Annotated in this window: 20 protein-coding genes; 7 read left to right on the top strand and 13 right to left on the bottom strand. The window is 50.8% G+C overall.

The annotated features are described in order from the left end of the window. Positions 1-90: 90 nt before the first annotated feature. From cspE (AC07WB_RS10505) to AC07WB_RS10515, 3 genes are all read right to left on the bottom strand, one after another. Entirely contained in the window at positions 91-300 is a 210-nt protein-coding gene (gene cspE / locus AC07WB_RS10505) for a transcription antiterminator/RNA stability regulator CspE (protein ID WP_008110414.1), read from the bottom strand. 84 nt (positions 301-384) lie between these two features. After that, on the bottom strand, positions 385-459 hold the full coding sequence (locus AC07WB_RS10510; RefSeq protein ID WP_110866451.1) for a DUF2627 domain-containing protein: 75 nt from the start codon (positions 457-459) through the stop codon (positions 385-387). Between the two features lie 696 nt (positions 460-1,155). Continuing rightward, positions 1,156-1,431 carry a YebO family protein gene (locus AC07WB_RS10515; protein WP_494940454.1) on the bottom strand — a complete coding sequence of 92 codons (276 nt, stop codon included), beginning with the start codon at positions 1,429-1,431 and terminating at the stop codon, positions 1,156-1,158. 221 nt (positions 1,432-1,652) lie between these two features. On the opposite strand from AC07WB_RS10515, the gene AC07WB_RS10520 reads away from it, so the two are divergent. Further along, positions 1,653-1,889 (top strand): YobH family protein, encoded by a 237-nt coding sequence (locus AC07WB_RS10520; protein ID WP_097097127.1) that lies wholly within the window; start codon positions 1,653-1,655, stop codon positions 1,887-1,889. A 36-nt stretch (positions 1,890-1,925) separates the two neighbouring features. Here AC07WB_RS10520 and kdgR read toward each other — a convergent pair whose 3' ends face one another. Further along, the gene (kdgR, locus tag AC07WB_RS10525; protein ID WP_494940455.1) at positions 1,926-2,717 is read right to left on the bottom strand and encodes a DNA-binding transcriptional regulator KdgR; all 792 of its coding nucleotides are present in this window, start codon (positions 2,715-2,717) and stop codon (positions 1,926-1,928) included. 193 nt (positions 2,718-2,910) lie between these two features. On the opposite strand from kdgR, the gene AC07WB_RS10530 reads away from it, so the two are divergent. Beyond that, complete coding sequence (locus AC07WB_RS10530; RefSeq protein ID WP_097097125.1) at positions 2,911-4,293, top strand: MFS transporter; 1,383 nt, start codon at positions 2,911-2,913, stop codon at positions 4,291-4,293. Between the two features lie 48 nt (positions 4,294-4,341). On the opposite strand, the gene htpX is transcribed toward AC07WB_RS10530, so the two are convergent. The 4 genes from htpX to AC07WB_RS10550 all read right to left on the bottom strand — a co-directional run bounded on the left by htpX (position 4,342) and on the right by AC07WB_RS10550 (position 8,776). Further along, on the bottom strand, positions 4,342-5,223 hold the full coding sequence (gene htpX, locus AC07WB_RS10535; RefSeq protein ID WP_097097124.1) for a protease HtpX: 882 nt from the start codon (positions 5,221-5,223) through the stop codon (positions 4,342-4,344). A 219-nt stretch (positions 5,224-5,442) separates the two neighbouring features. Further along, positions 5,443-7,482 (bottom strand): carboxy terminal-processing peptidase, encoded by a 2,040-nt coding sequence (gene prc, locus AC07WB_RS10540; protein ID WP_345829506.1) that lies wholly within the window; start codon positions 7,480-7,482, stop codon positions 5,443-5,445. Between the two features lie 19 nt (positions 7,483-7,501). After that, positions 7,502-8,179 (bottom strand): RNA chaperone ProQ, encoded by a 678-nt coding sequence (gene proQ / locus AC07WB_RS10545; protein ID WP_097097122.1) that lies wholly within the window; start codon positions 8,177-8,179, stop codon positions 7,502-7,504. Between the two features lie 96 nt (positions 8,180-8,275). Beyond that, entirely contained in the window at positions 8,276-8,776 is a 501-nt protein-coding gene (locus tag AC07WB_RS10550) for a GAF domain-containing protein (protein WP_007889607.1), read from the bottom strand. Between the two features lie 217 nt (positions 8,777-8,993). On the opposite strand from AC07WB_RS10550, the gene yebS reads away from it, so the two are divergent. The 3 genes from yebS (at position 8,994) to rsmF (ending at position 14,343) form a co-directional block, all read left to right on the top strand. After that, the gene (gene yebS, locus AC07WB_RS10555; protein ID WP_494940456.1) at positions 8,994-10,238 is read left to right on the top strand and encodes a membrane integrity lipid transport subunit YebS; all 1,245 of its coding nucleotides are present in this window, start codon (positions 8,994-8,996) and stop codon (positions 10,236-10,238) included. Continuing rightward, on the top strand, positions 10,207-12,846 hold the full coding sequence (locus AC07WB_RS10560) for a PqiB family protein (RefSeq protein ID WP_097097119.1): 2,640 nt from the start codon (positions 10,207-10,209) through the stop codon (positions 12,844-12,846). The genes yebS and AC07WB_RS10560 overlap by 32 nt, the downstream gene beginning before the upstream one ends. Before the next feature lie 72 nt (positions 12,847-12,918). After that, the gene (rsmF, locus tag AC07WB_RS10565; RefSeq protein ID WP_097097118.1) at positions 12,919-14,343 is read left to right on the top strand and encodes a 16S rRNA (cytosine(1407)-C(5))-methyltransferase RsmF; all 1,425 of its coding nucleotides are present in this window, start codon (positions 12,919-12,921) and stop codon (positions 14,341-14,343) included. Positions 14,344-14,346: 3 nt separating this feature from the next. Here rsmF and AC07WB_RS10570 read toward each other — a convergent pair whose 3' ends face one another. Then, positions 14,347-14,994: a metallophosphoesterase gene (locus AC07WB_RS10570; RefSeq protein ID WP_494940457.1), complete on the bottom strand. Its 648-nt coding sequence runs from the start codon at positions 14,992-14,994 to the stop codon at positions 14,347-14,349. 255 nt (positions 14,995-15,249) lie between these two features. Between AC07WB_RS10570 and AC07WB_RS10575 the strand changes: the two genes are divergently transcribed. Beyond that, entirely contained in the window at positions 15,250-15,981 is a 732-nt protein-coding gene (locus AC07WB_RS10575; protein WP_494940458.1) for a class I SAM-dependent methyltransferase, read from the top strand. Positions 15,982-16,237: 256 nt separating this feature from the next. Next, positions 16,238-16,519 (top strand): DUF6388 family protein, encoded by a 282-nt coding sequence (locus AC07WB_RS10580; protein WP_345829499.1) that lies wholly within the window; start codon positions 16,238-16,240, stop codon positions 16,517-16,519. 48 nt (positions 16,520-16,567) lie between these two features. On the opposite strand, the gene AC07WB_RS10585 is transcribed toward AC07WB_RS10580, so the two are convergent. The 4 genes from AC07WB_RS10585 to AC07WB_RS10600 all read right to left on the bottom strand — a co-directional run bounded on the left by AC07WB_RS10585 (position 16,568) and on the right by AC07WB_RS10600 (position 18,850). After that, the gene (locus tag AC07WB_RS10585) at positions 16,568-16,735 is read right to left on the bottom strand and encodes a hypothetical protein (protein WP_176519171.1); all 168 of its coding nucleotides are present in this window, start codon (positions 16,733-16,735) and stop codon (positions 16,568-16,570) included. A 330-nt stretch (positions 16,736-17,065) separates the two neighbouring features. After that, positions 17,066-17,209 (bottom strand): cold shock small protein YmcF, encoded by a 144-nt coding sequence (ymcF, locus tag AC07WB_RS10590; protein ID WP_097097704.1) that lies wholly within the window; start codon positions 17,207-17,209, stop codon positions 17,066-17,068. A 2-nt stretch (positions 17,210-17,211) separates the two neighbouring features. Beyond that, positions 17,212-17,424, bottom strand: coding sequence for a transcription antiterminator/RNA stability regulator CspE (gene cspE / locus AC07WB_RS10595; protein ID WP_007889586.1), 213 nt, complete (start codon positions 17,422-17,424; stop codon positions 17,212-17,214). Between the two features lie 1,078 nt (positions 17,425-18,502). Beyond that, the gene (locus AC07WB_RS10600) at positions 18,503-18,850 is read right to left on the bottom strand and encodes a DUF2511 domain-containing protein (protein ID WP_176519220.1); all 348 of its coding nucleotides are present in this window, start codon (positions 18,848-18,850) and stop codon (positions 18,503-18,505) included. Positions 18,851-18,876: the final 26 nt, after the last annotated feature.

Raw genomic sequence — 18,876 nt, forward strand, 5'->3', positions numbered from 1 at the left:
TAACAGAAAGAATAAAGAAAAAGCCCTGCTCAGAGAGCAGGGCTTTAAGATTCTTATCAGTGGTGCATGGCACCGAGCCTGAGATCGAAATCAGATTGGGGTAACGTTGACCGCAGCTGGACCTTTCTGGCCGTCCTGGATTTCGAACTCAACGCTTTGGCCTTCAGCCAGAGTTTTAAAACCATTGCCCTGGATTGCAGAGAAGTGTACGAACACATCTTTGCTACCGTCAGCAGGAGTAATAAAACCAAAACCTTTAGACTCGTTGAACCACTTAACCTGACCTTTAATCTTTGCCATTTCGCAAATTTCCTTTCGATGTTTATATTGCCCTAAGGGCAGACTTACAGATAAACCAGAGACATTACTGAATGAGGCACTAATTTAAGGTTCGGCAAGGAAGCGGTATTCAACGTCAACGTCTTTACTCGTAACTTCTTTACTGAAGATGCCATACATAAACAGAACTGTACCTCGTTTGACCCACGATTTGTTATCACATATTCGCAAATTAATGGCAAGCCATTTTTAAACGGTGATCGACGTGACGCACATAATTAGCTAATTCACCTGCTAACGCCTCTTTCTTCATCCTACTGTGTATTGACAGCGGAAGAATAAACTGGGCAAAAAAAGGTTATCACTCAGTATAGTTAGCGTTAATACCCCTATTAGTCAAGCGTAGCGGTGAAGCATTCAACGACACATTTTAAGCCATTAACAATACGGGAAAAATATTGCATTAATATGGCACGAATAAAATATTCCACCAAAAAGTTAGCCTGCCACGCAACAATTGTGCGCAGTACAAATATTGTACAAACAGCTTTATTCGGTATAAGTTAGTAATTGTTCTGCACCAAAAGCAGGAGAAGCAAATAATATGCGCCCCATATAAAAGCATTCATAATGATGTGGCATTTATCTCATTTTTTTCTAAGCACTTAACAATTAAATGTTATAAAAAACAGCACAAGGCCTGATTTAATGATAGCGCCTTAGGATTAATCTTAGATGATATTCACCCGGCCATCTTTCATGGCTATTCATAGTGGTACTTCTCATACAATGAACATCCGGTAGAAAAACTGCTACGCACCATTATAGTGCGCAGCAGAGACTTTATCACATCGCTAACGATGGCTTATGACATGCTTAGCGCTCAGGGATCATCCGAATAAAATCGCGTTGTTCATTCGCGTCTTCATCGACAACTGGTTTTGCTGTGGCGGGCTGTGCATCGACCAGACGACGCAGCAGTACATTCTGTTTCTTTTGCTCTTCTATTAGCGCTTCCAGCAGCTGAATTTGCTCGCTGGCTCGCACGCTGGCCCGATTGACGAAGAACCAGGCGATAAAGGCCACAATAATGATCAGGGACAGGACGCCATAGGTTAACAGCGGACTGGTATTTGCGGCTAATTCATTCATAACTGCCTCTATAGTCAAAAATCAAATCTCTACTCCGCCGCTGATTCTACTCGCTGGCGGCAGAAAAGATAATGGGTAGCGGCTGAAAGCAGATTATCCCGCAGCGTTACGTCTTTCAGTTATCTCTGATCGATCCGTTGGCTAAAGCGAGGCATGCTACTACAGTAGGTTTGGCAGCAACGTCAGGACAGCTGCGTTATGTATCACAAGGAGAAGAAAGCATGAAATTACTTATTCGCACGATTGGGTTGGTAGCGCTGATTTGGCTGGCCATGCTGCTTACGGGCTATGGTGTCCTCACCGGTAGCAATAAGAATGCGGCAGGATTAGGACTACAGTGTAGCTACTTAACAGCGCGCGGCATGATCACGGCACAGTACCTGCACACAGATAGTGGAATCGTTGGCGTAACGGATTGTCCACTGCTGAAGAAAAGTGGCGAAGTCGTCGATAACTAATGATGAAACGGGCTGGCAACAGCCCGTTTTTAATCGTTAAAAAGGATAAGTGTGGTAGCCCATCTGTTCGGACAAATTTCGTGCTGCACGATGCAGCATCGCAACATATTCATTTTTCGCCTCTTCGGAGAAGCGGATAGTCGGAAATGAGATACTGAGCCCGGCGATCACCACGCCAAAACGGTCAAATACCGGTACTGCGATGCAGCGTAATCCCTCTTCCTGCTCTTCATTATCTTCGCCAAAACCTTGATCTTTGACCTGATCCAAAACGGCCAATAGCGCCTCGGCCGTGACAATGGTTTTCGCTGTGCTGCGACGAAACTCCACTTCGTTTAGAATTTCCTGCACTTCAGCGCGCTCACGCCAGGCAAGCAGCACTTTCCCAATTGCCGTGGTATGCAATGGATTACGGCGACCTATGCGGGAATACATTCGCAAATTATACAGCGAATCGATTTTGTGGATGTAGACGATGCTGTCTTCTTCCAGCGCACCAAGATGAATGGTTTCTTTCGTTAAGCGCGAGAGTTCGCGCATCTCAATATCTGCACTACGAATCAGATCAACGTTCTGTAAGGCTTTGGCACCGAGTTCAAACAGTTTGAGAGTCAGCGAATATTTCTCACTCTCCCCTTCCTGCGCCACGTAGCCGAGCAACTTCATGGTCTGCAGAAAGCGATAAACGGTGCTCTTCGACATCATAACGCGCTGGGATAATTCAGTAATACCGTGATCGCGCTCTTCCCCCAGCGCCTGTAAAATGCCAAACACCTTCATTACTGATGAAACGGAGTCCGGCTGTTTGTCATTTTCGCTACTCGCCATGGCGCGTATCCTTTTTTGAAAGTGTTTCAAAAAAAACGGAACAGAATCGTCAGTATATGCGTTTCCCATCGCTGGCGGCAACGACCCAGACTCAGTGACACATTCACACGTAATTTTATGTCAATGAATGCGGTGCTTTTCGCCAGCGAATTGATTAGCATGATGATATTCACCCCCTTCATTTATCTAACTTATGTCTTTAACCGTTTCTCAGGATGGTTTACCCGTTCCCCAGCGCTATGGCGCGATAATCACCATTGCGCTTGGCATCATGATGGCGGTACTTGATGGCGCCATCGCTAATGTAGCTTTGCCCACCATTGCACGCGAACTCAATGCTAGCCCAGCAGAATCGATCTGGATTGTTAACGCCTATCAAATCGCGATCGTTATCTCGCTGCTGTCGCTGTCGTTTCTCGGAGATATGCTCGGTTATCGGCGCATCTATCAGGTCGGGCTGGCCCTGTTCATCGCCACGTCGCTGTTTTGCGCCCTCTCCTCCTCGCTGAATATGCTGACGGTTGCTCGTGTGCTGCAAGGCTTTGGCGGTGCAGCGCTGATGAGCGTGAATACGGCACTGATTCGTATCATCTACCCGCAGCGCTTTCTTGGGCGTGGGATGGCGATTAACTCGCTGATCGTTGCCGTATCCAGCGCAGCAGGACCCACCGTTGCAGCGGCCATTCTTTCAGTCGCCAGTTGGAAGTGGTTATTCCTGATTAATGTTCCTTTAGGGATTATCGCGCTGTGGCTAGCGTTGCGTTTCCTGCCTGATAACACTCAGAAAGCAAAACAACAAAAATTTGATGTGCCAAGTGCCATTATGAATGCACTGTTCTTTGGCCTGCTGATTTCCGCGCTCAGCGGCTTTTCTCAGGGACAGAACGGCTGGCTGATTGTGGCCGAACTGGTGGCGTTGGTGCTGGTGGGTGTGATATTTGTTCGTCGGCAACTGGCCATGCCCGTTCCGCTGCTACCTGTGGACTTACTGCGTATCCCCATTTTTTCACTATCGATTGGCACCTCAATTTGCTCGTTCTGCGCACAGATGCTGGCGATGGTGGCGCTGCCGTTTTTCCTGCAAAACGTGCTGGGGCGCAATGAAGTCGCAACGGGCCTGCTGTTAACGCCGTGGCCGCTGGCGACGATGGTAATGGCGCCGATTGCGGGTCGGCTGATTGAGAAATTCCATGCGGGATTATTAGGCGGATTGGGGTTAGCGATGTTCGCCGCTGGGCTTTTCCTGCTGGCGCTGCTGCCCACGCAGCCAACCGATGCGGATATTATCTGGCGTATGATGCTGTGCGGTGCCGGCTTTGGTTTGTTCCAGTCACCGAACAACCACACCATCATCTCAGCTGCACCGCGTAATCGTAGCGGTGGTGCCAGTGGAATGCTGGGCACCGCGCGTTTAGTGGGACAAAGTAGCGGCGCAGCGCTGGTGGCACTGATGTTTAATCTCTTCAACGATAGCGGTACTCATGCGTCGCTGGTGCTGGCTGGCAGCTTTGCCACCGTCGCTGCGGTAGTGAGTTTGGCACGTATGACGCAATCACGCGCGACCGTCGAATCATAGAAATAACAAGGGCGCCGTTCAGCGCCCTTGTTCTGCAATAAATCGCAATTACTTGAGGTATTCACCCGTACGCAACGCTTCGATACGCTTATCAAGCGGCGGATGTGACATGAATAGCTCACTCAACGATTTGTTTTTGCCGTTAATGCAAAACGCCATCATGCTACTTGGCTCCTGCGGCTCGTAGCTGGTTTTCAGACGCTGCAGCGCCGCAATCATCTTCTCACGCCCCACGAGCTTCGCAGAACCTGCATCAGCGTGGAATTCACGGTGACGTGAGAACCACATGGTAATCAGGCTGGCGAGGAAACCGAACAGCAGCTCTAGCACCATCGAGACGGCGAAATAAACCATTGGATTACCGTTCCCGCTCTCTTCACCATCGCGATTACCGGACAGGAAGCCCGAAGCGATTTGCGCAAGAATTCGGGAGATGAAGATAACAAAGGTGTTCACCACACCCTGAATTAGCGTCATGGTAATCATGTCACCGTTGGCGATATGGGCAATTTCATGCGCCAATACCGCTTCCGCTTCATCACGACTCATGTTTTGCAGCAGTCCGGTAGAAACGGCAACCAGCGAAGCATCGCGGCGCGCACCAGTAGCAAAAGCATTGATATCCGGCGCGTGATAAATTGCCACCTGCGGCATCGCAATGCCGGCCTGCTGAGCCTGGCGGCCAACGGTATTCATCAGCCAGCGTTCCGTCTCATTACGGGGTTGTTCAATGACTTCACCGCCAACGGATCGTAACGCCATCCATTTGGACATCAGCAGTGAAACAAACGCACCGCCAAAGCCAAACAGACCTGCCATAATCATCAGGCCCTGAACACTGCTTGACTGGATTCCTGTCAGACTTAATATCAGTCCGAATACCAACATCACCGCCAGGTTGGTGAGCAGGAAAAGAGCAATACGCATCATAAACGTTATTCTTCCTCAGTTGTTCACGCGCTCATGCGCGGATACCTATCCTATGGTCATTGCCACGCATTTCAAGCAACCTTAATCTTTAAGTGCCTAAAAAGACATAACTTTACATTAGATGGCAGCCTGCGCAATTCAGTGCGTGCCATCCAGTAGAAAATAATTCTCACGCAAAAAAAAGCACCGCCGGAGCGGTGCTGATTTCAAGCCAAAGGATTATTTCGCTGCTTCGGCTGCCGGCTGATTTTTTTCCAGCTGCGCCATATCGTTAGCGATTTTCACCGTTTCATCTAAATACGGATCGGGTTCTTTGTAGTCTTTCGGCAGATCTTCAATGCTCTTAAGCGGTGCTTTGCCTTCCGCCTGATAACGCGCGTTAATACGCTCCAGACGTAATGCATCATCTTCGTGGTTCTCTTTCTCACGCTGGGCAAGATTGAGCGACACGATATTACGCTTATCCTTCATGGCATCAAAGCGTGCAATATCTTTCATGATGTATTGGAATTCACGATCTTTCGCGATGCGGTCTGCATGCTCTTTGGTCAGCTGCGGTACCAGCGGCGCGATATCGCCGGTTTTGGTATAACTGGCCGCATTTACGCTGTCCCATGGAAGTGCATTGTCCTCAAACTTCTCACCCGTTTCTGCAGCCTCTACGCCGGTGGGCATCAGCAGATCAGGCGTAACGCCCTTGCGCTGTGTACTGCCACCGTTGATGCGATAGAACTTTTGAATGGTGTACTGCACGGAACCTAACGCTGGCCACTCTGGACGCAACATCTGATCGTAAATTCGGTTCAGTGAACGGTATTGCTGCACGGTACCTTTACCGAAAGTCGGTTCGCCGACAATCAGTGCTCGGCCATAATCCTGCATCGCCGCGGCAAAGATTTCAGATGCGGAGGCGCTGAAGCGGTCCACCAGTACGACCAGCGGACCTTTGTAATACACAATCCCGTCGTTATCGCTGTCCTGACGCACACGGCCATTGTTATCACGCACCTGCACCACCGGACCACTCGGAATAAACAGACCCGACAGGGAAACCGCTTCGGTCAACGCGCCGCCACCGTTAGTACGGAGATCAATCACGATGCTGTCGACGTTCTGCTTTTGCAGTTTCTGCAGCTGTACTTTTACGTCGTCAGTCAGACCAACGTAGAAGCCTGGAATATCCAGCACGCCGACTTTCTCTTTACCGACGTTATGCACGGTCCCTTTTACGGCACGATCTTCCAGACGGATTTTCTCACGCGTCAGCGTGACCGTTCGGGTTTTGGTCCCTTTACCCGCAGGCAGGACTTCAAGACGCACTTTACTGCCCTTCGGCCCTTTAATTTTGGAAACCACATCGTCCAAACGCCAGCCGATAACATCTTCCATCGGTTTGCCCGGCTGACCAACGCCAACGATACGATCGCCAACGGTGATCGATTTACTCTTCGCAGCAGGTCCACCCGCCACCATCGAGTTGATTACGGTGTAATCGTCATCCATCTGCAGCACCGCACCAATCCCCTCCAGAGACAGGCTCATCTCAGTATTGAATTGCTCGGTATTGCGCGGTGAAAGATAGTTCGTGTGCGGATCGATTTCATGCGCAAACGCGGTCATCGCCAGCTGGAACACATCTTCACTATTGCTTTGCGCCAAACGACGGATGGCAAAGTTGTAACGCTTGGTCAGCGTTTCACGGATATCTTTTTCATCTTTACCGGCCAGTTTCAGGCTCAGTTCATCGTATTTTACTTTGGCATCCCACAGCGCATTCAGCTCATCAACGCTTTTCGGCCAGGGCGATTTTGCTCGGTCAATGTCAATGGTGTCATTGCCGGTGAAATTCATAGGGCGATTCAGAACACTCAGCGCATATTGATAGCGCTCGAAGCGACGTTTCTGCGCCAGATTGTAGAGATCGTAAAACACATCCAGCTTACCGCTGCGGAACTCATCGCCCACGGTGGTTTTTTTATCAGCGTATTGCGCGATATCCGATGCCAGCAGCACGTTGTGGCTGTAATCGAGCAGATTCAGGTAGCGATCAAAAATTTTCGCTGAAAAGTCCTGATTCAAATCGAATTGGCGATAGTGGGAACGGGTAAAGCGCGAGGTAACGCGTTCACTGACGGTTGGATGCTGCGGGTCTTCATGTAGCTGTGGAATCTGGTCGGCACGCGTAATGTTATCTGCGCCAAAGGTGGGGCCTGCCAATAGCAGGCCCGCGATCATACCGATCTTGAAAATATTGTTCATGCCAGGGTCAGCCTCCGTTTCAGAACTGCAAATGTTCTGCGCGCACAATCATTGCCATGCCGGAAGCGAGCTGAACCCGAACGCCATCTTTGGTGATTTCAAGAATGGTAGCGTCCATTGCACCTTTGCCTGCAGTCACCTTGATATTCTGGCCGGGTTGCAATGTTGAGGTATCAGTGACAGGTTTAGCACGTGGCTGCTGCGCAGGCTTACGTTCGGCAGTGGCCGCACGCGGCGCCTGAGGACGTGGCTGACGCGGCGCATCGCCTGCGGCAGCTTTACGCGGAGCAGGTTTACGCGGGCGACGTTCAGCGGTCTCTTCACCGGCTTCACGCTTTTTCGCTTTCTGCTGATCGCGCTGCGCCTGCACGCGAGCTTTGGCTTCTTCCAGTTGCTTGCGCGCATGTTCTACATGTTGCTCATCCAGCACGCCACAGGCGTTACCGTCGAGATCAACACGAATGGCACCGGCTTTGATGCCATAAAGATAACGCCAGCTAGAGGTATATAGACGTAAGGCAGAACGCAGTTGCGTCTTGCTCAGGCTCAGTTCGCCTTGAACACGCTCGACCAGATCTTGAAAAATGCCGATTTTGAGCGGACGCGCCTCGCCTTCGGCGCTAAAGCATTGCGGAAAACGCTCCGCCAAAAAGGCGATGACTTCTTTACTGCTATTCAACTTAGGTTGATTTTCCATGAAATTTCCTGATTACAACGGATTTGCCGACCAGAGCAGGCATGAACAGGCGACATTATAATGACAACATCGCCAAATGCTATGTGATCCAGTCGATTAGCTGTGCGTCAGCTGAATAAATTTTACGATGTCGCTGCCCGCCAGCACTTCACAAAGCCCGTCGGTAAGGGCCACCAGCCCCGCTTCATCCTCGCTATCGAAGCGAGAATAAACCGTACTATCAATGTCTAAAACACCTACGAGGGTGCCATTTACTTTCAGAGGAATCACGATTTCTGCATTGCTGGCTGCGTCACAGGCAATGTGTCCAGGAAATGCATGCACGTCTTCAACAAGCTGCACTTTGTCTTCGGCCACCGCCGTACCGCACACGCCTTTGCCCACCGGAATACGCACACAGGCAATTTTGCCCTGAAAGGGCCCCAGTACCAGCGTATTCGGCTCAGTAAGCAAATAGAATCCTGCCCAATTCACGCCCTCGAGGCGTTCAAATAGCAGCGCACTGCAGTTGCCGAGCGCGGCCAGGAACGAGGTTTCACCCGCCAACAAGGCGCGGACATCGCGATTCAAATCCTCGTAAAAAGCTTTTTTGTTCATTGTTTAACCATAACTCATCACTGGGGTGACCTTACTGTCACTCAGTTGTTAAAATAAGCACTAATAATCCAGGCGCATCAGGTGAATCATTCTGTTAGTTACTATACCCTTAGCATTCGGTGGATAAGACTATTCTTGTACCACTGAATGTTGCAGGCAGATTTGCTCTGCTCAGCATGCCGGTAACCGTAACGAACGATGGGCACTTGCGTCACCTATGAAAATTCACGCTATCAGCCAGACGTTGCCCCACGCACGTTATCAGCGTTGTCCGCAATGCGATACCCTTTTTTCCTTACCGGATGTGAAATCGCATCAGACAGCCTACTGTCCCCGCTGTCATGCTCAAATCCAAAGTGGTCGTGATTGGTCAATGACGCGCCTCACCGCCATGGCGGTGGTGATGATCGTGTTAATGCCCTTCGCCTTCAGCTTGCCGTTGGTGGATATCCGCCTGCTCGGCATGCGAATTAATGCCAGCCTGCTGGAAGGCGTGATTCAGATGGCGCAGCAGGGCAATACCCTCACCGCCTCAATGGTGGCGTTTTGTACCATTGGCGCGCCGGTCACGCTGGTAGCTGGCATTATTTATTTATGGATCGGCAACGCCCTCGGCATGAATCTTCGCCCGGTGCTCTTGATGCTGGATAAGCTGAAAGAGTGGGTGATGCTGGATATCTATCTGGTCGGCGTGGCAGTGGCGTCGATAAAGGTGCAGGATTATGCCGCGCTGGAAGTCGGTTATGGTTTAGTGGCCTATATCGCACTGACGGTGCTGAGCCTGCTGACGCTGATTCATCTTAACGTTGAGCAGCTATGGGAACACTATTATCCCCAATCCATGCCGACCTCGCCGCCGGAAGAGTGGCAGGTATGCCTTAATTGCCATCAAACTGGCACACCCGATGAGCGAGGCCGCTGCACACGTTGTCACACGCCACTTGATTATCGCCGCCGCCACAGTCTGCAGAAATCCTGGTCCGCGTTGATTGCCTCGATTGTGCTGCTGATCCCCGCCAACCTGTTACCGATCTCAGTGGTTTACGTTAACGGGGCGCGTCGCGAAGATACCATCTTCTCCGGTATTCTTGGTTTGGCATCCGGGAATGTGCCCGTTGCTGCAGTGGTGTTTATCGCCAGTATTCTGGTGCCGTTTACCAAAGTGTTAGTGATGTTGACCTTGCTACTCAGCATCCATTTCAAATGCGAACAGGGCATAAAAACCCGCATTCGTCTGCTGCGCGCCGTAACCTGGGTGGGCCGCTGGTCGATGCTGGATCTGTTTGTCATTGCGTTAACCATGTCGCTGGTCAATCGCGATCAGCTTCTGGCTTTTACCATGGGACCGGCCGCCTTCTATTTTGGCTCCGCCGTGATCCTGACCATTATGGCTGTAGAGTGGCTTGATAGCCGCCTGATCTGGGATGCACATGCAACAGGAAACGCCGACTACACCGACTAGCGCCAATCTGCGCAATAAGCGCAAGATTTCGCCGTTCTGGTTATTGCCTATTATCGCCCTGCTGATTGCTGGCTGGCTGCTATGGACCAATTATCAGGAGCGCGGTACGACGATCACCATAAACTTCCAGACCGCCGATGGGATTGTGCCGGGTCGTACGCCGATCCGTTATCAAGGTGTGGAAGTGGGCACGGTGCAAGGCATCGTGCTGAGCGATGATTATCGCAGCATCCAGATTAAGGCCAGTATCAAAAGCGATATGCGTGATGCGCTGCGTGAAGACACCCAGTTCTGGCTCGTCACGCCAAAGGCATCGCTGGCAGGCGTGTCCGGGCTTGATGCTCTGGTAGGCGGTAACTACATCGGTATGATGCCGGGCAAAGGTAAAGAGAGCGATCACTTCACTGCGCTTGATACCCAACCGAAATATCGCGTCAATACCGGTGAACTCCTGATCCACTTGCGCGCGCCGGATCTGGGTTCGCTCAACACCGGTTCTTTGGTCTATTACCGCAAAATTCCGGTAGGCCGTGTTTATGATTACAGCCTGAATAACAGCACCGATGGGGTAACTATCGATGTGCTGATTGAGCGTCGCTTTATCAATCTGGTGAAGAAGCAGAGCCGCTTCTGGAATGTCTCGGGCGTAGATGCGGATGTCAGCCTGAGCGGTGCCAAAGTGAAGCTGGAGAGTTTAGCCGCGTTGGTCAATGGCGCGATTGCCTTCGATTCGCCGAATGACGGCCAGCAGGCCAAGGTTGATGAAACCTATCAACTCTATCCCGATCTGGCTCGAAGCCAGCGAGGCGTGCAGGTCCAGCTGGATTTGCCGAGCGGCAACAACCTTAAAGCAGACAGTACGCCGCTGATGTATCAGGGATTGGAAGTCGGCACCTTAACCAAACTTAATCTGCTGGATGGCGGCAAAGTCACGGGCGAACTGACGGTGGATCCTTCGGTAACCGGCCTGATGCGCAGCGGGACGCGTATCGAGATGCGCACCCCTAAAATCAGCCTGACTGACACCAATTTGAGTAGTCTGTTGACGGGCAACACCTTTGAACTGGTCCCCGGCGAAGGTGAGCCACAGGATCATTTCACCGTGCTGCCCGCCAGCGAAACCCTGCTGCAGAAACCGGATGTGCTCACGGTTAAACTGAGTGCACCGGAAACCTATGGTATTGATGCTGGTCAGCCAGTCATGCTGTACGGCATGAAGATTGGCCAGGTCATCTCACGCTCTCTGGACGAAGACGGCATCAGTTTTGTGGCGGCTATCAATCCGGAACACCGTCAGCTGGTCCACGCTGACAGTAAATTTGTGGTGAATAGCCGCCTCGACGTGAAGTTTGGCCTCGATGGGATGCAGGTGCTGGGCGCGAGCGCGCGCGAATGGGTCGATGGCGGAATTCGCCTGATCCCGGGCGCGAAAGGTAACCCATCAAACCGTTACCCTTTATATGCCGACGCAGAACGTGCGGAAGAAGGCATTGTCGGAGAGCAGCCACCGACTACGCTGAAACTCACTGCTAACAGTTTGCCGGACGTGCAGGCGGGATCGGTGCTGCTTTATCGTAAATTCCAGGTCGGTGAAGTGGTTGATGTCGTACCGCGCACAGATGCCTTTGAAATCTCAATTCACATCCAACCGCAGTATCGCAAGTTACTGACCAGTGAGAGCGTGTTCTGGGCCGAAGGCGGTGCAAAAGTCCAACTCAACGGTAGCGGCTTAACCGTGCAGGCTTCGCCGCTCAACCGGGCGCTGAAAGGGGCCATCAGCTTCGATAATCTCACCGGCGCGCAGGCAGCGAAAGGCGTGAAACGTGTGCTTTATCCATCAGAAACCGCGGCGCGTGCCGTCGGCAGCCAGATCACCTTACATACTTTTGATGCCAGCAAACTGGCGGCCGGGATGCCGATTCGTTATCTCGGCATTAACATCGGTCAGGTTGAATCGCTGGCTCTGAGTGCGGATAACAATCAGGTGGTGGCAAAAGCGGTACTTTATCCGGAGTACGTGCAGGATTTCGCGCGTATCGGCAGCCGTTTCTCGGTGGTGTCACCTGAGATTTCTCCGGCGGGTGTTAATCATCTGGAAACGCTGCTGCAGCCTTACGTTAACGTCGACCCGGGCAAAGGTGCACCCGCACGTACGTTTGAACTGCAGGAAAGCACCATCACCGATTCACGCTACCTCAACGGCCTGACCATTTACGTTGATGCCGCCGAAGCCGGCTCGCTATCGGTAGGTACACCTGTGCTGTTCCGTGGCGTCGAGGTTGGCACCGTTACCGGTACCTCGCTGGGTAACATGGCGGATCGTGTGCAAATCGCCCTGCGCATCAGCAAGAAATACCAACATCTGGTGCGTAACAACTCGGTGTTCTGGCTGGCGTCCGGTTATAACTTTGATTTCGGCCTGATTGGCGGCGTACTGAAAACCGGTACTTTCCAGCAGTTCATTCGTGGCGGCGTGCAGTTTGCGACGCCGCCAACGGTGCCGTTAGCACCACAGGCCGGCGCCAACAAGCACTTCCTGCTGCAGGATGAAGCGCCAAAAGAGTGGCGCAATTGGGGCACGGCAATTCCGGATCCTAATCAACCTTAAGCAAATCGGGCAGCCTGGCTGCCCGATTCTTTTTAGCGTGTTACACTTCGCGCTCATTTTGTTTTCCGGTAGATGCTCGTGTCCGATCGCTTTCCTGAAGATTTTCTCACGCTTATGCGTGTAAGCCTTGCTGACGAAGCCGAACTGCAACGTTTTCTCGCCATCAGCCAGCAACCGCTGCGCCGCAGCTTACGTGTTAATACCTTAAAAATTAGCGTCGCCGATTTTCTGGCACGCACTGCCGATTATGGCTGGCGCTTATCGCCCATTCCATGGTGTGCCGAAGGCTTCTGGATTGAGCGTGACGATGAATCGCTGCCGCTGGGTAGTGTCGCGGAACACCTCAGCGGACTTTTCTACATTCAGGAAGCCAGTTCGATGCTGCCGGTCACCGCGCTGTTTGATGCCGCGCCGGACGCGCGTCAGGTGATGGATGTGGCTGCGGCGCCAGGATCCAAAACCACGCAGATGGCCGCGCTGATGCGCAATGAGGGTGCCATTCTGGCTAATGAATATTCCGCCAGTCGCGTTAAGGTATTGCACGCCAACATTAGCCGCTGCGGCGTGAGCAACGTGGCGCTTACCCATTTCGATGGACGCGTATTTGGTGCGGCGCTACCGGAACGCTTCGATGCCATTCTGCTGGATGCGCCCTGCTCCGGCGAAGGCGTGGTGCGCAAAGATGCTGACGCCTTGCGCAACTGGTCGCTGGCCAGTACCGAAGCGATCGCTGATACCCAGCGCGATCTCATCGATAGCGCTTTCCACGCGTTGCAGCCTGGCGGTACGCTGATCTACTCCACCTGCACGCTGAATCAGATCGAAAACCAACAGGTCATTCACTGGTTGCAACAGCGTTATCCCGACGCAGTAGAAATCGTCCCACTTAATGGTCTGTTTGCCGGCGCGGAACAGGCATCGACACCGGAAGGATTCCTGCACGTTTTCCCGCAGATCTTCGATAGCGAAGGTTTCTTTGTTGCGCGCCTGCGTAAAACCGCCCGCCTTCCCGCGTTGCCTGCCCCCACCTATAAGGTCGGCAAACTGCCTTTCTCGCCCTGTAGCCGTAAGCTAAGCGCGGAAGTGCAACAGGCTGCAGCAAAAGTGGGCTTGCATTGGGATGAGAACCACACGTTGTGGCAACGTGACAAAGAGCTGTGGCTGTTCCCCTCGGCTCTGGAAAGCTGGCTGGGTAAAGTACGCTTCTCGCGCATCGGCCTCAAGCTGGCGGAGACCTTTCCGAAAGGTTATCGGTGGCAACATGAAGCTGTCGTCGCGTTATCACAGCCCGGTAGTGAACTGGAATTTGCACTCACAGATGCAGAAGCGGAGACCTGGTATCGCGGTCAGGATATCCATCCCGATACGTTGCCAAATCGCGATGAAGTGATCGTCACCTATCAGCAGCAACCGTTGGGATTGGCGAAAAAGGTCGGCAATCGGATTAAAAATAGCTATCCGCGTGAGCTGGTGCGTGACGGGCGTCTTTTCCGCTAAGCGTTATTGCAGCTGTACTAGCGTGAGGTGATTACCAAATACCGCGCCGGTATCGATATAGTGCTGATTTGCGATGTTTAGCGGCTGTTCCAGTGGCGTGTGGCCGAAATAAAAGTCGCTGGCACCCTCAATGTTGGCAGAACGTCCGCGCTGATGGTGCCCCAAGCGTTCCCGGCTCCATACCACCTGTTGCCAATCAACATCCTGCCCTAGCACATAGTGACTGGCAGGATAATCAGCATGCGCAATCACTACAACGCGATGCCCCAAATCCAGATGCAGAATGAGGGGTAATTCGGCGCAGCGCTTCAATGCATGTCTCGCCGCAATTAAGCTGGCTCCCTTCAACTGCCAAAACCAGTCACCGCCGTTCATCATCCATAACGTCTGATCTTTTCCTTCCAGGGCCGCGAGCGCCATCTGCTCATGGTTACCCCGCACGCAGCGAAACCACGGCTCCTGCAGCAGCTGTAAACAGCCCGGGCTATCTGACCCGCGATCGATCAAATCGCCAACCGAAAGTAAGAGATCCTGCTGCTTATCAAAATCGCGCTGCAGAAGCTGTGCATCAAGTTGGGCGCGGCAACCGTGTAAATCGCCTACCACCCAAATTTTTCGCCACATTTGGGCACGTATCGTTTGATAAAGCATGTAATCTTCCCCGGTTGAATGGAAGTTTAGTGAACCCGGAATAAAGTATAGTCCGGTGAGGTTTGCCAGCGGAGGGAACAGCATGAGCGGCCGTAAACAATTCATTGGTGTATTAGTTGTCATCTTTATCGGTAGCCTGCTGCTGCTGGAGTCACTCGCTCGTTTGGTGCATTTGTTACTGGTGGGATAGTTACCTGACTTTACATTCGTCCCCAAACGCCTAAACTCCTTTGCGCATCATATAAAGGAGCTTTTATGAGCCAGAATATTTACGACGATCCTGATTTTTTTGCCGGTTATGCCACTCTGCCCCGTTCCGTTCACGGATTAGAAGGCGCGCCAGAATGGCCAGCCTTACGCGCTTTGCTTCCCGATTTGCTTGATAAGCACATTCTTGATTTAGGCTGCGGCTATGGTTGGTTTTGCCGCTATGCACAACAGCAAGGCGCGCGTGACGTGCTGGGGCTGGATGTTTCAGAGAAAATGCTGGAAAAAGCCGCGAAGATGACGCTAGGTGCCGGCATTCGCTATCAGCGCGCCGATTTGGAAACGCTGCAGCTCAGTGAAACCTTCGATCTCGCCTATAGCTCACTTGCCCTGCATTACCTCATCAACATTGATGCGCTTTTCGCCACGCTTTTTAATGCATTAGCGCCGGACGGAATGTTGGTGTTTTCATGTGAGCACCCGATTTATACCGCGCCAACGCAACAGCAATGGATTTTGGATGACAAGCAGCAGCGCAGCTGGCCGGTAAACCACTATCAGCAGGAAGGAGAACGCATTAGCAACTGGTTTGCCGATGGCGTAAAAAAACAGCACCGCAAACTGGCGACCTGGGTTAATGCGCTGATTGGCGCAGGATTTGAAATCGTTCACCTTGATGAATGGGGGCCGAGCGACGAGCAGTTACAACAGAATCCCGCACTGGCAGAAGAGCGCGATCGTCCCATGATGTTTTTACTGGCAGCACGAAAACCTCGCTAAACTTCAACCGTGGCTGCATCCTGCAGCCCCGTTGAAATCCCTTCCGGCGCTTATCTCCGGCGCTCATTAAAGGCGTTAGCTCTGTGAGGGACGGCAGCTACTTTAGGTGTTCAAACGCATTCAAACAAGTTAAATGATATTAACTATCATTATCATCTTTGTGTTTTGTTAGATGCACTAACAGGCATCTTCAGCCACATCATTTTTATGGCCTTTGCTAGACTTTCAGGACGGTAATTTCTTAAGGAGTGAGCCAATGAAAGATTATTATAAGATCGACTTGGAAGCCTTTATGCAAAATAACGCGGATTTGATCCGCACGATAAAAAGTAAAGCCCCTGTTTACGCCGATGAGTTAGGTCTGGAAGTTGTTCAATATATTAATCGGGAAATAAAACAAGCGCACCTTGATTATATCGAAAGTTTAGGTGTAAAGGATCCGTATGAATATTATATATCGCAGCATGAATCTGACCGTTATCTGGCAGACCAACTTATTGCGCAACACCGTGCCACTCTGCACCCTTCAACCTCATAACTGAGGTCAATTGCCACACGCTAAGTGTGGCAAATAGCGGCTACCGCGTTAACGGGTGATAAAGAAAATAGCCAGCAGGAAGAAGGCTAATAAACCTGAGAATGTCATTACGCCGATACGCGGCGTTTTTGCCCGACCAACAACGACACCAATAAAGATGCAAAGCAAAGTTAATGTGCCAATCATTACCCAGAGAAGATATTGTGTGTTTGCCATGAAAGATCCTTATTAGCCGACCATAAAACGGATGCGCCAACGTTATACCATTTTTCACACCTGTTGACTGCAGCTATTTGCCCGCACTGTTCATGCTGCCAATATCACTAATGTCGATAATTGTGTGACCATGCGCTAGCATCCAACTTTCGCTGCTAACCGTAATGGTCAGGCTAAACAGTGCGCAATCATGCCAAAGACGACGCGGGGATTGGTTCATAAACGTGGATTTTTTACATAAAAAAAGCACTGCCTAAGCAGTGCTAGCGATGCTGGTATCAGGCAATCGCCTGATAACCCCTACTAAAAGTCAGGGGAGAATATCCGTTATTATGCAGCTTTCAACACAATCATTGATGATTTGCAGAAAATGCATTTAGCACCATGGGGATTCATTTTAGTAATATCGAACGCTGAGGTGCGATATTGTGAACCCTGGCAATGCGGACATCTTAAACGATGATAAATGCGAATAATTACAGACCTAATACGTTTGTTGCTGACGGGCCTTTTGGACCATCTTCAACTGAAAACTCAACACGCTGACCTTCATCAAGTGAGCGATAATCAGTACCCTGGATGGCTGAGAAGTGGACGAAAACGTCCTTGCTGCCATTTTCAGGAGAAATAAAGCCGAAGCCTTTTTCAGAGTTGAACCATTTTACCGTTCCAAGAATTTTATTAGACATAATTTTTACCTTTTAAATGAGCCTATTGGCGTTAAGGGCCGAGTTGCAGATACGAATCAGAACTTAGGATAAGACTCAAGAGAAAGGGCTTGAAGCGGCACTAACTGGGATGAGAAATACAATGGGAACTAACCTTCTAACTGTCTGCTATTCAGACCGACGAAGCATTAACGCATGTATCCTCAGCACAAGCAAGCGGAAATATTTTATATTTTTGCTTAGAGCAAAAAAGCGGCTACGTTTTGCATGCAAATTTTGTGCGGAAAAATGAATTCAAATGCTTCCCCGCTCAACAGGCGAATACATCTAGCAAAATATTCGTTCATTGAGCCCGCTAGCTATCCACGATATTAAATAAGTTTACTAAAACGGATACCGGTTACGGCTTACTCTGCGTGGATTGACGGCACCTTTAAGTGATAAAACCCACCGAGAGGTGGGTTTTATTGTCAGTCAGGCTGCTTATCTCCTGACTCAGGGGCTAAGCTCTCGTCATCCTTGTCGTGCTCATCTTGTTTAGCCTTAGAATCATCGTCAAGCTCATCAGCTTCAATCGGTCGGTCAGACATATCTCCTCCTTATGTTGCTCTGAGATTTAAGTGTAGAAGGCTGTTTAAAGGTAAGCCTAGCGCATCAGGCAAATGGTTAACAAAAGTCAAAACCATAAGCACTGAGCACCAGTCGGATCTTGTGGGGAGATGAAATAAAAAAATCAGCGAAGAAGTGAGTGTGGAAATGCTAACGTGGCCAGGATTGCGTGAGGAGTTAGACCGGATATCAGTTATTCGGAAAATTTTCGGACACTTAATCTTTTATCGTTATATATCAAAACCATAAAAAAAGACCGAATACGATTCCTATATTCGGTCCAGGGAAATGGCTCTTTGAGAGCCGTGCGCTAAAAGTTGGCATTTTTGCAGGCGAGGACGCCTTGCCATTTAAAGGTAGACCACGAGTGATTAATTTCCAGCCAATCGTCACGATTGGTAAGGAAAGCTGTCAACTCTGTGATCGTGCTGACAGAACGGGAGAACAAGCGCAGCGACAAAACTGTGCGCTACGCCTGATAAAGAAAGGATTACTTACCACACAGCTGCTGAGCACGATCGACAATCGGCTGCAGGCTCATTTTCTGCCCCGGGTGCGCTTTATCGTCAGCAACAATGGTATCAATGGATTGCAGCGTACCTTGTCCAGCAGTTTTGCGCGCATAGGCAATATCGTTAAGCGGATACTGCAACAGCGTGCTGGGGTTAATAGCGAATAGTGCACCATCTTTTTCACACGTGAGCATCACTTCTTCGCGGGTAAACGGCCATTTATCTTTACCAATCTCAAAGCGGCTGACGGTAATAATCTGTGCAGCCATCGCCTGGCCACACAGCGCCATCAATACGCCAGCTGGAATCAATTTCTTCAGCAAAATATCAACCTCGTTTCATCTTCTTTAAT

The sequence above is a fragment of the Pantoea sp. GW821-FHT03E06 genome (assembly GCF_059420725.1).